We start from the raw sequence: 13920 nt of genomic DNA on the forward strand, positions 1-13920 counted from the left end.
CTGACCGTCCGGTCGGGTTCCCGGTTCCGAGGTCGGCAACCCGGTGCAGGACGGCTATCCCTTCCGCGAGTCGATCCACTTCCAATACCCCGGTTACCGGCGGCGCATTTTCGTAGAAAACAATAACGGGGCAATGGCAACAGGACTGTCCCGATTCCAGCTTTTCTCCAGGCCGCCAAGATGTCGGAGAGAAAGAAGAGCGTGCGTCAGACAATAAGTTCCAATGAATAACACCATAGGGACATGGGATGAACGAAGCGGCGATGCGTAGGAACAGACCGGCAGGAGAACGTCACCCAAGCGTCGGCGCCCCTTTGGGCCTTCATTTGCCGGAGGCCGCGCGATGGCATTGACCATTCTCACCGTGGCTTCCCCCTTCGCGCCGGTCGGCGCCGATCCGGAGAATGAAGGCACGGCGGAGCAGGTGGCCGGCGCCATCGACGCCGCCCTGGTCCGCGCCGGGCACCGCTCCGTCGTCATCGCGCCGGAGGATTCGGCTGTGGCCGGGACGCTCATCCCTCTGGCGCGCGTCCATGGCGGCGCGCATGGGCAGGCGCCGGACGAGCGGGCGCAGGCCGCCGTTCTGAGGCGCGTCGCCACCGTGGTCGCCGGAGCGGTGGAGGACCACGCGCCCGACCTCGTCCACATCCATGTCCGGGACTTCGACGTGTTGCTGCCGCCGCAGGACGTTCCGGTCCTGGCGACGCTCTATCTGCCGCTGGACCGCTACCGGCCGGAGGCCCTGATCTCGCGGCGGGCGAAGCTGCACCTCCAGCCGGTGTCCGCCGCGCAGGTGCGGGGGGCCTCGCCGGAGCTGACCCTGTTGCCGCCGCTGGAGATCGGGGTGGCGGTCGACCGTCTGCACATCCGCGTGCCGAAACGCCGCTTCGCCGTCTGCCTGGGCGACATCGAACCGGAGATGGGCTTCCACATCGCGCTGGACGCGGCGCGGCAAATCGACATGCAACTCCTTCTCTGCGGCGGCCTGTCCCGCGGTGCGGAGGAGCAGCGTTACCTTCAGGAGGAGATCCGGCCCCGGCTGGACCCCAAGCGCCGCTTCCTCGGGCGGATCGGCTTCGGGCGCAAGCGCTGGATGCTTGGGGCGGCGCGCTGCCTGCTGGCGCCCAGCCTGCTGTCGGAGCCGACCCCCGTCGCAGCGCTGGAGGCGCTGGCCTGCGGCACCCCGGTGGTGGCCTTCCCGACCGGCGCCCTGGCCGACCTCGTGGAGCCGGGCGTCACCGGCTTCCTGGTCAAGGACGCCGAGGAGATGGCCCGCGCTATCGAGGACTGTGAGGGCCTGGACCCCGACGCCTGCCGCGCCGTCGCCCGCGCCCGCTACTCGCTGGACGGCATGACGGAACGTTATCTGGCGCGCTTCGAGGAACTCGTCGCGGGAGGGACGGCGGCAGCGGCGGGGGTGGCGTAGCGCCCCTTCCTTTACGGCTTGGCTCCATAGAGCTTGGCCATCGACAGCTGGTTGGCCAGCCGCCCGTCGATCAGGCTGTGGCGGCGGGCCACCGCCTCCTCCTCGAAGCCGTGCTTGGCGTAGAAGCGCCGGGCGCGGCCGTTGTGGCTGAACACCCAGAGCGACAGCCGGTGCAGCCGCCGCGCCCGCACCCAGAGGTCCGCCGCGGCGATCAGCCGTCCACCAACCCCCCGCGCCCAGAAGTCCCGGCGCACCGCCAGCCCCAGACCGGCCTCATGCGCGGTGCGGGCGTAGGCGCCGGTCCACAGCGACAGCGACCCGGCGATGGTGCCGTCCGCGATGGCCAGCAGGGTCGCCGTCCGGTCGCCGATCCTCTGTTCGGCGAGAAAGCGCCGGGCCGCCGCAACGTCCGGCAGGGATTCGGCGGCGCTGCGCATCAGGAAGTGGGTTTCGCTCCGCACCGTGCGGTCGTAGGCGAGGTAGGCGGCAGCGTCCGTCGGCAGGGCGGGGCGGATATCCAGCCGCCCGATCCGCTCTTGGTGTGGCGCCTCGACGGTCGGGTCGGGGGCCGGTACGGGCCATTCGGGAACGCCATCCGCCCCGATGATCTTGCCCATCAGCCGTTCGCTGCGCCACGCGCCGTTGACGCGCAGGACGTCGCGCATCAGCCCCTCGTCGAGAAAGCCGAGACGTTCGTAAAGGGACAGGGCGCGGCTGTTGCTGTCAGCCACGGTGAGTTCCAGCCGGTGCGCGCCGGTCCGCCGCGCCCAGGTCTCCGCCGCATCGAACAGCGCTGTGGCGACGCCGCGACCGTTCCAGTCGCGCCGCACCCCGACCGCCAGGGTCACCGCGCCGCGGTTGCGGCGGAACCGTCCGCCATGGGCGCTGAGATAGCCGACAAGGTCCGGAGGGTGGTTGCCAGCGGCCTCGGCGACGAAGATGGTGGAGCTGCCGGACGCCTGCAAGGCGGCGAGATCGCGCGCCCAGAAGGGCCGTTCGCCGGGCTCGCGCAGGAGGAAATCGCTTTCCGCATCGATCCGCGCGACCAGGGCCAGCAGGGCGTGGCGCTCGCCGGGCCGGGCTTCGCGGACGGTAAAGCCACCGATGGTCTGGATGTCCCGCATGGCGCGCAGCCTAGGCCCACCTGCGGCGGATGGCAAAGCGGTTGTTGCCGTGTGGCCGGCGCGGCTATCGTCGCACCATCGTGAGACTTGGAGTTGCCATGCCCACCGTGACCGTCCGTCCGGCCATCGAGGCCGATTGCCCGACCATCCTCCGCTTCGTCCGGGAACTCGCCGTGTTCGAGAACGAACCCCACGCCGTGAAGGCGAGCGAGGCGGACTTCCGGCGCGACGGCTGGGGCGAGCGTCCGGTGTTCGAGGCGCTGATCGCCGAACTGGACGGGGAGCCCGTCGGCTTCGCGCTGTGCTTCCGCAACTATTCCACCTGGGAAGGGCGGGCCGGTCTGTTTGTGGAGGATCTCTACGTCACCCCGGAAGCGCGGCGCTATGGCGTGGGCCGCAAGCTGCTGGCGACGGTGGCGAAACTGGCGGACGAGCGGGGCTGCCGCCGTGTCGACCTGAATGTGCTGCACTGGAACCCGGCGCGCGATTTCTATCTGCGCATCGGCTTCAAACAGATGGAGGAGTGGCTTCCCTACCGTCTCACCGGCGATGCGATCGCAGCACTGGCCGCGCAGGCGGATGAGGCTTGAGGGAGCGTAAGCATCTGACTGTTTCGGTGGGCTGACGGTCGGGGCTTGTTGAAGGCCCCGACCTCATCGCCACCACGCGGTACTCATGCCTTGGTCCTGCGGGACCCTCAGGCGGCCTTGGCCGGCATCACCGCGTTCAGCAGGTCCAGGTAGCCGGACCGCTCCTCGCGCAGGGTGGACAGCAGGTCGGCGAGGCTTTCGCGGACGAAGGGGTCGTTCTGGCCGTCGATCCGGTTCTGCGCCAGCTGGATGAATTCATCGACCAGGGCGATGTGAACGCGAGAGGACGAGGTAATCTGTTCGGTGGTGGTGGCGATCAGCATTTTAAAACTCCGTTTTGTCTTGTGTGTTCGTGATGTCTCTATTTGGCCATGGCCCGGTTAACGACTTACTAACGGGGGCTCCGCGGGGCTGGTGTCTTGAGGGGTAACCCCGCGACCGACAAATATAGGGAGCTTTTACCCGGAAGGATTACCACTTTTCTTGAAATGAACGGGCGCCTTTTTTGAGGCTGCGAGACTTTTCAAGGACTTCCGGCGAAGGTCGTAGCGGCCGGACCGTCATAGGCGGGAGGGAAGCGGAGCCTTAACGGCGGCGTCCGCAAGCCTTAAGCCGCCACGGCGGGATGTTAACAGGCCGCCTCGCCGGGCGGAGTACATCCTTTGCGGGGCCTGGTGCGCAGAGCGTAGCTCCTTATGCGGCGCGCGGCAGCCGGCCCGCGGCATGGTCGATGCGGTCGGCGCGCTCCAGCGCCTGGGCGACCAGATCGTCGAACAGATCGTTGACCAAGGCCGACAGGCGCACCGGCGCGCCGCCAAGCTGCGGCCCTTCCATCAGCAGGGAGCCTTCCTCGCCAGGGCCGACCACGCACCAGCCCTTCGCCGTCATCTCGGCGACGCGGGTCTTGGCGATGAAGGCGCGGACATGGTCCATGGCGAAGTCGCTCATTCGAATCTCCCAGGGCTGGAGAGGGGCAGCGGAAGAGGGGCGGGATGGGACAGCAGGGCCGGTCACGCAGAAACGGTAACGCAGGAAACGGAACGCAACAAGAACAAATTCGGCCGGCCCCTTGCCCAAAGGGGACTCCGCGTTGATTCCCCTTGCCCGGCGGGCGATTCGGGAAAAAATTCGCTGACCGGAACGATGTTCGAACCGACGAGGACCTGACCATGACCGGCAAGACCGGGATGCGCACCGAGACCGACAGCTTCGGACCGATCGAGGTTGCCGCCGACCGTTACTGGGGCGCCCAGACGCAGCGCTCGCTGCGCAACTTCCGCATCGGCGGGGAGCGCATGCCGCCGGCGCTGGTGCGCGCGCTGGGCATCCAGAAGAAGGCGTCGGCGCTCGCCAACATGGCGCTGGAGGTGCTCGACCCCCGGCTGGGCCGCGCCATCGTCGAGGCGGCGGAGGAGGTGATCGACGGCACGCTGGCCGATCATTTCCCGCTGGTGGTCTGGCAGACCGGCTCCGGCACCCAGACGAACATGAACGCCAACGAGGTCATCTCCAACCGCGCCATCGAGGCGCTGGGCGGCGAGATGGGCTCGAAGAAGCCGGTCCACCCCAACGACCACGTCAACATGGGGCAGTCGTCCAACGACAGCTTCCCCACCGCCATGCACATCGCCGCGGCCGAGCAGATCCACCACGAGCTTCTGCCGGCGCTGGAGCACCTGCACGCGGCGCTGGCGGCGAAGGCGGCGGAGTTCGCCGACATCGTGAAGATCGGGCGCACCCACCTCCAGGACGCCACGCCGCTGACCCTGGGGCAGGAGTTCTCCGGCTACGCCACCCAGATCGCCTATGGGATCGAGCGGGTGAAGGCGTCGCTGCCCCAGCTCTACCGGCTGGCCCAGGGCGGCACGGCGGTGGGCACCGGGCTGAACGCCAAGACCGGCTTCGCCGAAGCCTTCGCCGAGGAGGTGGCCGCCATCACCGGGCTGCCCTTCGTCACCGCCGAGAACAAGTTCGAGGCGCTGGCGACCCACGACGCGCTGGTGGACGCGCATGGCAGCCTGAACACGCTGGCGGTGTCGCTGATGAAGATCGCCAACGACATCCGCCTGCTCGGCTCCGGCCCGCGCTGCGGCATCGGAGAGATCGCTCTGCCGGAGAACGAGCCCGGCTCCTCGATCATGCCCGGCAAGGTGAACCCCACCCAGTCGGAGGCGATGACCATGGTCTGCGCCCAGGTGATGGGCAACCAGACCACCGTCAGCATCGCCGGCGCCACCGGCCATTTCGAGCTGAACGTCTTCAAGCCGGTGATCGCCTACAACGTGCTCCAGTCGATCCGGCTGCTGGCCGACGCCTGCAACAGCTTCACCGACAACGCGGTGGTCGGCATCGAGGCGAACCGCGAGCGCATCGGCCAACTGCTGAACGAGAGCCTGATGCTGGTCACCGCGCTGAACCCGCACATCGGCTACGACAACGCGGCGAAGATCGCCAAGAAGGCCCACAAGGAGGGAACGACCCTGAAACAGGCCGGCGTGGCGCTGGGCCTCCTGACCGAGGAGCAGTTCGATCAGTGGGTCAAGCCGGAAACCATGGTGAAGCCCCGGTGAGCGGGGCTGCGCGCCGTCCATGAAGAAGCGCTCCGTCCTCATCGCCGGGCACCCGACCAGCGTCTCCCTGGAAGAGGAATTCTGGGAGGCGCTGAAGGGCCTTGCGCAGGCGCGGGGCATGTCGGTCAACGCCCTGATCGAGGAGATCGATTCGACCCGCAGCGGCAACCTGTCGAGCGCGATCCGCGTCCATGTGCTGAACGCGGTGCAGGGGCGCGGGTAGGAGCATCCTGCCCCCGCCGGGGGCGCCCCTGGACAGGCGGCGGGGGGACGGCTACACCCTTGCGCCGGACCGCCCCCTTCCCCCCGTGCCAGAGTGTCCGCCCGTGACGCCCGACATCACCCTTCTCGATATCGTCGCCTTCCTGTGGTTCCTGGCCTGCTGGGCGGGCTTCACGCTGGTCCAGGACCACATGCTGGGCGGGCGCATGGTCGTCAACCAGCATCTGAAGAAGGTGCGCCGCCATTGGATGGAGCGGATGCTGGAGCGCGACAACCGCATCATGGATTCGCAGCTCGTCGGCCACACGATGCAGAGCTGCACCTTCTTCGCCAGCACGAACATGCTGGTGCTGGCCGGTCTGGTCGGCGCCTTCGGCGCGGTGGAGAACGCCCACAAGCTGGTCGGCACGCTGTCCTTCACAGTGCCGACCAGCCGCGAGTTCTTCGAGCTGAAGATGCTGCTGCTCGTGGCGATCTTCACCTTCGGCTTCTTCAAATTCACCTGGGCGTTGCGCCAGTACAATTACTGCTGCGCCCTGATCGGCTCCGCCCCGCTGCCCCCGGTGCCGGCGGAGGAGAAGACGGCGATGGCGGACAGCATCGCCGCCGCCATGACGCTGGCCGTCAAGGCGCTGAACGGCGGCATGCGCGCCTATTACTTCGCCATGGCGGCGCTGGCCTGGATGCTCGGCCCCTGGTTCTTCATGGTGTCCACCGCGGCGGTCATCGTCGTCCTGACCCGTCGGCAGGGCTTCTCGGCAACGGAAAAGGTCATCCGCGTACAGGTGGATGCGCTGGAGAGACGCGAGCGGCGTTGATGCACGTTTTTGGCGATAAATATGTTAAAATGTTCTAAATCTGCGACGTTATGGCCAATACGCTGCAGTGCAAATTGATGCTTTTGTCATAGCCGCTTGATGGATGCGTGCGCTGCAGCACGCCATGTTGAGGGGATCGGCCATGGACATCGACACAGCGGTATCGGTCTTGAATTCGCTGGACGAGGCGGAACGGCTTCTGGCGGAGGTCCGGCTGCATCCGGGGGCCTGCGGCGCCGCCAAGGAGTTTATGGACCGCAACCGCGAGCTGCTCGATCAGGCGCGCCATTGCATCGATGCGGCGCACGAACTGGCCTGATGTCCGCCTGACAACAGGCGGGAGTGGCCGGTTCCCGCCGCGCGTCAGCCCTTTCTGAGAACCTTGCCGCCTGTGCCGGCCATCTTCGTCCAGTCCTTCGCAAAATAGGCGAAGTCGCGGGACGGGCGGCTGTAGAGGTAGCCCTGGGCCAGCGACACGCCCAGCTCCGTCAAGAGTTGCGCGTGTTCCGGCCCTTCCACCTGCTCCCCGATCAGCCCGAGTCCCAGCTGGCGGCACACGTCCACCATGGACCGCAGCATCGCCATGTCGCGCCCGTTGTGCACGGCGCCGCGGACGAAGTGCCCGTCGATCTTCGCGAAGTCGGCCTGGATGCCGTAGAGCGACTGGAAGGAGGTCGATCCGGCCCCGACATCGTCCAGGCAGATGCGGAACCCGGCGGCGCGGAGCTTCTGCAGGACCTCGTTCAGCTTGGCGATATCGGTGACGACGACGGTCTCGGTCACCTCGATCAGCAGCTTGCGGGCAAGCTCGCCATAGGGCTCGGTCACCGCCAGGAACTGGCGCAGGAAGATCGGGCTCATCAACGTCTTGGCGGACAGGTTGATCGCCACGTCCGGCAGGGTCGGCTCCTTGCGGTGGGCGTGCATGGTGTCCAGCACCGACTGCGTCAGCAGCAGGTCGAAATCGTAGATCAGCCCGACATCCTCGGCGAAGGTGATGAAGTCCGCCGGGGACAGCGTGCCCTCCACCCGCGTCAGCGCTTCGAGATGATGAACCGTCCGCGTCCCGATATCGACGATGGGCTGATAGACCACGAAGAAGTCGCGCTTCTCGATGGTCGCGCGCAGCCGCCCGATGCGGTCCACCGCGTCGGACAGCATGCGCTTGGCGCCGTCCTCCAGGCTGGAGATGGTGAACTCGCCGCCCTGGGCCGACGCGAAGGCCTGCACCGTGTAGACCAGCGCGCGCGCCGCGTCGGCCGGGTCCAGCCGTTCGTCCGACACGTCCAGCGACCAGGTGCGGATGCCGCCGGGCAGCTCGCCGCCGGCGCTCTGGATGATCTGGGTGATGTGGGCCTGCACCTCCTGCCCGTCGATGTCGGAGGCGTGGACGACGCCGTAGCGGTCGGTGGCCAGTTGACCGGCGCTGTCGCCGTTGGCGGAGATCGCCCGCAGATAGGCCTCGATCCCCTGCATCACCTCGCTCGCCGCCCCCTCGGGCAGGGCGTCCACCATCGATTGGAGCCCGTCGATCAACAGCAGGGTCAGGGCGTTGTCCAGCCCTTTCTCCCGCGCCTTGATGATGCGATCCTCCAGGATGTGGCTGAAGGCATTGCCATCGAGAAGCTGCCCCGCCGCGGCAAGCGCCTCGTTCGTGTTGCGCGGCCCGGAGGCCAGCAGAACGGTCAGGAACAGCGATCCGGGGCAGGAATCGAGCCGGCAGCCGCCGAGCAGCGCTGGAAAGCGGTTGCCGTCGCATCCCTGGAACACGACGCGCGCCGGCTTGATGCGGCCCTTGTCCTGGATGCGCTTGAACAGGACGGTGACGTACTTGCGGTCGTTCGGCGCCACGACATCGAGCAGGCTGGTGCCGACCAGACCCGCCACGTCGCCTTCGGTCAGGCGGCAGCGCGCACCCGCGCAAAACAGGATGTTTCCCCGCGCATCCGTCTCGATCAGCAGATCCGCGGCGGCGAAGGCAAAGCCGACGAAGCGGTCACGCTCGCGGTGCGACGGGCGTCGGACCTGCGTGCTGGTCTGCGGCACCGGGCGTCTGATCGAGTCATGCGCAAGCTGCATCGGCAATAGCCCGAAATTGAGAAAAAGTTTATCGAATTGCGTCATTCATTGAATGGAGACTAGCCGTGTTCCCGTTCTGAAAAAAGCAGCAAGATTTGCCCCGCCATTCCGAAGAAAAGTTCGGAACCTAGAATTTTCAATGATTTAAAGAGAAATATGGTTTTGAGCCGCGCCGGATTATCGCACCCGCCGCGAGAAAAAAACGACGGCGGGCCATTTCCGAACAGGAAACGGCCCGCCGCAGCGATCAAAAGCGGAGAATCGACCGGAAGGGTCAGGAGCGGGGATGGAGCCGGGTCACATGGCCCATCTTGCGGCCGGGACGGGACTCCGCCTTGCCATAGAGATGCAGGCGGGCGCCCGGCTCGGCCATCAGCGCCGGCCAGCGGTCCGCGTCGGCGCCGATCAGATTCTCCATCTCGGCGTCCGCCACCCGCTCCACCGAGCCGAGCGGCAGGCCGCAGACGGCGCGGACGAGCTGCTCGAACTGGCAGGAATGGCAGGCGTCCATGGTCCAGTGGCCGGAGTTGTGCGGGCGCGGTGCCATCTCGTTGACCAGCACGCCGCCGTCCGGCGTCACGAACATCTCCACCGCCAGCACGCCGACGAGGTCCAGCGCCTCGGCGATGCGGCGGGCGACCCGCTCGGCCTCGGCCGCCGTCTCCGCGGGAACGCGGGCCGGAGCGATGGTCCTGTCGAGGATGCCGTCCTTGTGCCGGTTCTCCACGGCGGGGTAGGCCGCCATGCTGCCGTCCAGCCCACGGGCGACGATCACCGACACCTCGCAGGTGAAGGAGACGAAGCCCTCCACGATGCCGGCGTCGGAACCGATGGCCGCCCAGGCCTCCGCCGGGTCGCTGCCCGGCTCGATGCGGGCCTGCCCCTTACCGTCATAGCCGAGGCGGGTGGATTTCAGGATGCAGCGCGGGCCGATCTCCGCCACGGCCTTCGCCACCTCGTCGGCGTTGCGGGCGGCGCGCCAGGGGGCGGTGCCGATGCCCAGCGCGTTGACGAAGGATTTCTCCTCCACCCGGTCCTGGGCGACCGACAGCACCGTGCCGCCGGGATGGACGGGGGTGAAGCGGCCGAGATGCTCGACCACGGCGACCGGGACGTTCTCCCATTCCAGCGTCACCACGTCGACGGAGCGGGCGAAGGCCTCCAGCGCGTCGAGGTCGTCCCAGCCGGCGGAGGTGACGGCCGCCGCGACCTGGGCGCCGGGGCTGCCCTGCGATCCCGGCGCGTAGACGTGCGTCTTGTAGCCCAGCCGGGCGGCGGCAAGCGCGGTCATGCGGCCGAGCTGGCCGTCGCCGAGCATGCCGATGGTCGAACCGGGCGGAAGGATGCGGTGGGCCATGGTTCAGGCGGGCTCGTCGACAGGGGCTTCGGCGACGGCGGCGGTCTGGCGGGCGCGCCAGGCGTCCAGCGCCTCGGCGACTGCCGGGTCCATCAGGGCAATGACCGAGCCGGCGAGCAATGCTGCGTTGATGGCGCCGGCCTTGCCGATGGCCAGCGTGCCCACCGGAACGCCGCCGGGCATTTGGACGATCGACAGCAGACTGTCCATGCCCTTCAGCGCGTGGCTTTCCACCGGGACGCCGAAGACGGGCAGGGGGGTCATGGAGGCGGCCATGCCCGGCAGGTGCGCGGCGCCGCCGGCCCCGGCGATGACCACCTTCAGGCCGCGCTCACGGGCGGTGGTGGCGTATTCGACCAGACGCTGCGGGGTGCGGTGGGCGGAGACGATCCGGACCTCGTGCGGGACGCCGAGCGCGGTCAGCGTCTCGGCGGCGTGCTTCATGGTGGTCCAGTCCGACTGGCTGCCCATGATGATGCCGACCAGCGGCTTGCGGTCGGTGGTGGCGGCGATGGATGCGGACACGGCGCGCGCTTTCCTCTAGGTCCGGAAAGCGGCGCATTATAGAAAGCGCGCACGCGGAGTCCAGCGCGACGCGATGCGCCGGGCCATGTTCTCCGCCGAAAAACCGCCTCAGGCGATGATGTCGGGCAGCATACGGCTTTCCAGAACCATGATCTGGTCCTTGAGCGCGAGTTTGCGCTTCTTCAGACGTTGCATCTGAAGCTGGTCGAACGGCGCACGTTCGTGCAGTCGGGCGATCACGTCGTCGAGGTCGCGATGCTCGCTGCGAAGCGTGGCCAGTTTTTCCTTCAGCATCTCTTGTTCGTTCATACGCGCGGGGCCCGCTGGCTGAGCGGCGGGGACTATACCAGATTTCCGGCGCAACGGCAGTGCGAAACCACTCATTCTTCGCAGGGTTATAATCCGGTCGCCGGAATGTAATATACTCGGAGGACCAGAACCATTGCGGTGGAGCAACGTTCTGGTATGACTACCTTTCGCAGCGGTTCCAGACGACACGGGACAGTCTCCATGACAGCAGGCAAGCGCATCGGCATTCTCACCAGCGGCGGCGACTGCGCCGGGCTGAACGCGGTCATCCGCGCGGTGGTCCACCGGGCCGTCCTGACCTACGGCTGGCAGGTCCTGGGCATCAAGGAGGGCACCCAGGGGTTGCTGCAGCGTCCAGTGCAGTATCAGGTGCTCGACCTGCCGCAGGTTGACGGCAACATGATGCGCATGGGCGGCACGATCCTCGGCACGACCAACCGTGGCGACCCCTTCGCCTACCCGATGGCCGACGGCACCCAGAAGGACCGGTCGGACGAGATCATCGGCGGTTACCGCGAGCTGGGGCTGGACGCGCTGATCGGCATCGGCGGCGACGGCAGCTTCGCCATCCTGAAGAAGTTGGCCGACAAGGGCGGCTTCCAGATGGTCGGCATCCCCAAGACCATCGACAACGATCTCGGCCTGACCGAGGTGTCGGTCGGCTACGACACCGCCGTCGGCGTGGCGGTCGAGGCGCTCGACCGGCTCCAGCCGACCGCGGCGAGCCACGCCCGCGTCATGGTGCTGGAGGTGATGGGCCGCGACGCCGGCCACATCGCCCTGGCCGCGGGCATCGCCGGCGGCGCCGACGTGGTGCTGATTCCCGAGATCGCCTACTCGATCGAGAAGATCGCCCAAAAGATCAAGCAGGTGCGCTCGACGGGCCGCAACTTCGCCCTGGTCGTGGTGTCGGAGGCGGTGAAGACCGTGGACGGCACCGGCGTGCAGAAGCTGTTCCAGGGCGGCCAGAAGCGCTACGGCGGCATTGGCGACTACATCGGCGAGAAGATCGCCGAGGCGACGGGGGCGGAGACCCGCGTCACCGTCCTGGGCCACGTCCAGCGCGGCAGCATGCCCAGCCCGCGCGACCGTCTGGTCGCCTCGGCCTTCGGCGTGCACGCCGTGGACCTGATCGCCGAAGGCAAGTTCGATCGCATGGTCGCCTGGTCGGACCGCGGCGTCATCGATGTGCCGATCACCGAGGCCATCGCCAAATACGCCTGCGTGGAGCTGGACGGCGCCATGGTCAAGACCGCCCGCGGCCTGGGCATCAGCCTGGGCGACTGAGTGGAGGCCTGTGGGGAGGCCATATGGGGAGGCAGGCGCGGCGATGTCGGAAAACCCGCTCTGGGACTTCTCGCTCGCCGTCTACGGACGGCCCGGCGTGCCCGCCGCCTGCCTTGACCTTCAGGACCGGCTCGGCCAGGACGTGAACCTTCTGCTGTTCGCCGCCTGGGCGGGCATGGCCTGCAACGCCGACCTGCCGGCGGAGGAGCTGGCGCGGATCGACACCGCGGTCGCTCCCTGGCGGGACGGGATGGTCCGCCCGTTGCGCGCCATCCGCCGCCGGGCGAAGGGGGAGGACGACACCCTCTACAAGCGCCTGAAGGCGGCGGAACTGGAGGCGGAGCGCGTCCAGCAAGACCGTCTCTTCGCCCTGTCCGGGCTCACTCCCGCGCCGGGCGGCGACGGCGCCGCGCTGGCCGCTGCCAATCTCTACCGGCTGGTGCCGGAGGGGGACCCGGCGGTGATGGCGCTGCTGGCGGCGCTCGGCACGCCGCCCGAGCCCTGACAGAACCGGTGCGATGACAACTCCCGCCGTCCTCACCTCCTCCCGGCTGATCCTGCGCCCCTGGCGCGACGGGGACAGCGAGGCCTTCCACGCGCTGTCGCAGAACCCCGCGGTGATGGAGCATCTGCTGCCGCTACCCGACCGGGCGACCAGCGACGCGGTGATCCAGCGCATCGGCGCGCATTTCGACCGGCATGGTTTCGGCTTCTGGGCGGTGGAGCGACCCGGCCACAGCCCCTTCATCGGCTTCGTCGGTCTGGCCCACGTGACGTGGGAGGCGCCCTTCGCCCCCGCCGTGGAGGTGGGCTGGCGGCTCGATCCCGCCCATTGGGGGCAGGGGCTGGCGACCGAGGCGGCCGGGCTGGCGCTGGCCTACGGGTTCGGCGTGGCCGGGCTGGACGAGATCGTGGCCTTCACCGTACCGGAGAACCGGCGGTCGCGGCGGGTCATGGAACGGTTGGGCATGGAGCGTGACGCGGCGGGCGACTTCGACCACCCGCGGGTACCCGACGGGCATCGCCTGAAGCGGCACGTCCTTTACCGGATCGGACGTAACCGCTGGCAGGATGGGATCGGCATTGGTGTCAGCGGACCAGGATGAGGCTGTTGCGGTCGCTCGTCTCGTCGGAGACCTGGAAGGGCTTGCCGACGTAGAAGGCCTGGCAACGCTTGCCGCCGGACAGGCGGGTCAGTCCGGCCTCCCACTCCTGCCCGCGCGGTCCGAGGATGCGCAGTTTCAACTGGTCGAGCAGCGGGAATATCTGATAGCCCTCGAGGTCCAACGGCTCCCCCTTCGCGGAGAAGGCGTCCTGGTTCAGCGTGAGCGTCTTGCCGTTGAGGTCCAGCTTGACATCCTGCGCCCACGGGCACCCGCCGCCACCGGCCGGCTTGTCGCTGGCCGCAACCGGTTCCACGGTCAGGACCGCCGGGACGAGGGCACAGGTCAAGGCGAGTGCGCAGATGTTCAAAGTGCTTTTCATCGGCAAGGTGCTTTTCATGGGCGGGACGCGGTCCTCGCGCTGAATACCCCAGTATGTTTCGGGGCGATGGATGCAGCATAATTTTAGCAAAAGTGAAACGCAACGCGGGGCTTCTCGTGGGTGGGTTG

Annotated in this window: 17 protein-coding genes; 9 read left to right on the forward strand and 8 right to left on the reverse strand. The window is 67.8% G+C overall.

The annotated features are described in order from the left end of the window. Positions 1-343: 343 nt before the first annotated feature. The gene (locus AMK58_RS05075; protein ID WP_035672480.1) at positions 344-1426 is read left to right on the forward strand and encodes a glycosyltransferase; all 1083 of its coding nucleotides are present in this window, start codon (positions 344-346) and stop codon (positions 1424-1426) included. A gap of 11 nt (positions 1427-1437) precedes the next feature. Here AMK58_RS05075 and AMK58_RS05080 read toward each other — a convergent pair whose 3' ends face one another. After that, complete coding sequence (locus tag AMK58_RS05080; protein ID WP_059398683.1) at positions 1438-2550, reverse strand: GNAT family N-acetyltransferase; 1113 nt, start codon at positions 2548-2550, stop codon at positions 1438-1440. 98 nt (positions 2551-2648) lie between these two features. On the opposite strand from AMK58_RS05080, the gene AMK58_RS05085 reads away from it, so the two are divergent. Further along, on the forward strand, positions 2649-3140 hold the full coding sequence (locus AMK58_RS05085) for a GNAT family N-acetyltransferase (RefSeq protein ID WP_035672483.1): 492 nt from the start codon (positions 2649-2651) through the stop codon (positions 3138-3140). Between the two features lie 107 nt (positions 3141-3247). Here the strand turns inward: AMK58_RS05085 and AMK58_RS05090 are convergent, their stop codons facing one another. Continuing rightward, entirely contained in the window at positions 3248-3463 is a 216-nt protein-coding gene (locus AMK58_RS05090; protein ID WP_035672486.1) for a hypothetical protein, read from the reverse strand. Between the two features lie 370 nt (positions 3464-3833). After that, a complete protein-coding gene (locus AMK58_RS05095; RefSeq protein WP_035672488.1) occupies positions 3834-4088 on the reverse strand; it encodes a hypothetical protein in 255 nt (84 codons plus the stop codon). A 221-nt stretch (positions 4089-4309) separates the two neighbouring features. On the opposite strand from AMK58_RS05095, the gene fumC reads away from it, so the two are divergent. The 4 genes from fumC (at position 4310) to AMK58_RS30310 (ending at position 7069) form a co-directional block, all read left to right on the forward strand. Beyond that, the gene (gene fumC, locus AMK58_RS05100; protein ID WP_035672491.1) at positions 4310-5710 is read left to right on the forward strand and encodes a class II fumarate hydratase; all 1401 of its coding nucleotides are present in this window, start codon (positions 4310-4312) and stop codon (positions 5708-5710) included. Positions 5711-5729: 19 nt separating this feature from the next. Further along, positions 5730-5933, forward strand: coding sequence for a ribbon-helix-helix domain-containing protein (locus AMK58_RS05105; RefSeq protein WP_014239903.1), 204 nt, complete (start codon positions 5730-5732; stop codon positions 5931-5933). A gap of 103 nt (positions 5934-6036) precedes the next feature. Further along, positions 6037-6750, forward strand: a complete 714-nt coding sequence (locus tag AMK58_RS05110) for a DUF599 domain-containing protein (protein ID WP_035672494.1) — start codon at positions 6037-6039, stop codon at positions 6748-6750. Positions 6751-6892: 142 nt separating this feature from the next. Beyond that, entirely contained in the window at positions 6893-7069 is a 177-nt protein-coding gene (locus AMK58_RS30310; protein ID WP_155903422.1) for a hypothetical protein, read from the forward strand. A gap of 44 nt (positions 7070-7113) precedes the next feature. Here AMK58_RS30310 and AMK58_RS05115 read toward each other — a convergent pair whose 3' ends face one another. The 4 genes from AMK58_RS05115 to AMK58_RS05130 all read right to left on the reverse strand — a co-directional run bounded on the left by AMK58_RS05115 (position 7114) and on the right by AMK58_RS05130 (position 11020). After that, complete coding sequence (locus AMK58_RS05115; protein ID WP_051140161.1) at positions 7114-8829, reverse strand: EAL domain-containing protein; 1716 nt, start codon at positions 8827-8829, stop codon at positions 7114-7116. A gap of 274 nt (positions 8830-9103) precedes the next feature. Then, positions 9104-10186, reverse strand: a complete 1083-nt coding sequence (locus tag AMK58_RS05120; protein WP_035672502.1) for a 5-(carboxyamino)imidazole ribonucleotide synthase — start codon at positions 10184-10186, stop codon at positions 9104-9106. A 3-nt stretch (positions 10187-10189) separates the two neighbouring features. Beyond that, entirely contained in the window at positions 10190-10657 is a 468-nt protein-coding gene (gene purE, locus AMK58_RS05125) for a 5-(carboxyamino)imidazole ribonucleotide mutase (RefSeq protein ID WP_051140162.1), read from the reverse strand. 162 nt (positions 10658-10819) lie between these two features. Next, on the reverse strand, positions 10820-11020 hold the full coding sequence (locus tag AMK58_RS05130) for a YdcH family protein (RefSeq protein WP_035672505.1): 201 nt from the start codon (positions 11018-11020) through the stop codon (positions 10820-10822). 201 nt (positions 11021-11221) lie between these two features. Between AMK58_RS05130 and AMK58_RS05135 the strand changes: the two genes are divergently transcribed. The 3 genes from AMK58_RS05135 to AMK58_RS05145 are packed head-to-tail and all read left to right on the forward strand — an operon-like array spanning position 11222 to position 13413. Then, on the forward strand, positions 11222-12307 hold the full coding sequence (locus tag AMK58_RS05135; protein WP_014239910.1) for an ATP-dependent 6-phosphofructokinase: 1086 nt from the start codon (positions 11222-11224) through the stop codon (positions 12305-12307). 43 nt (positions 12308-12350) lie between these two features. Next, positions 12351-12812 (forward strand): TIGR02444 family protein, encoded by a 462-nt coding sequence (locus AMK58_RS05140; RefSeq protein WP_035672509.1) that lies wholly within the window; start codon positions 12351-12353, stop codon positions 12810-12812. Positions 12813-12825: 13 nt separating this feature from the next. Further along, positions 12826-13413, forward strand: a complete 588-nt coding sequence (locus AMK58_RS05145) for a GNAT family N-acetyltransferase (protein ID WP_035672512.1) — start codon at positions 12826-12828, stop codon at positions 13411-13413. On the opposite strand, the gene AMK58_RS05150 is transcribed toward AMK58_RS05145, so the two are convergent. Continuing rightward, on the reverse strand, positions 13397-13792 hold the full coding sequence (locus AMK58_RS05150) for a hypothetical protein (RefSeq protein WP_035672528.1): 396 nt from the start codon (positions 13790-13792) through the stop codon (positions 13397-13399). The two genes, AMK58_RS05145 and AMK58_RS05150, sit on opposite strands and share 17 nt — an antisense overlap. Positions 13793-13920: the final 128 nt, after the last annotated feature.

The sequence above is a fragment of the Azospirillum brasilense genome, from assembly GCF_001315015.1.
In the GTDB taxonomy this organism is placed as follows: Bacteria; Pseudomonadota; Alphaproteobacteria; order Azospirillales; family Azospirillaceae; genus Azospirillum; species Azospirillum brasilense.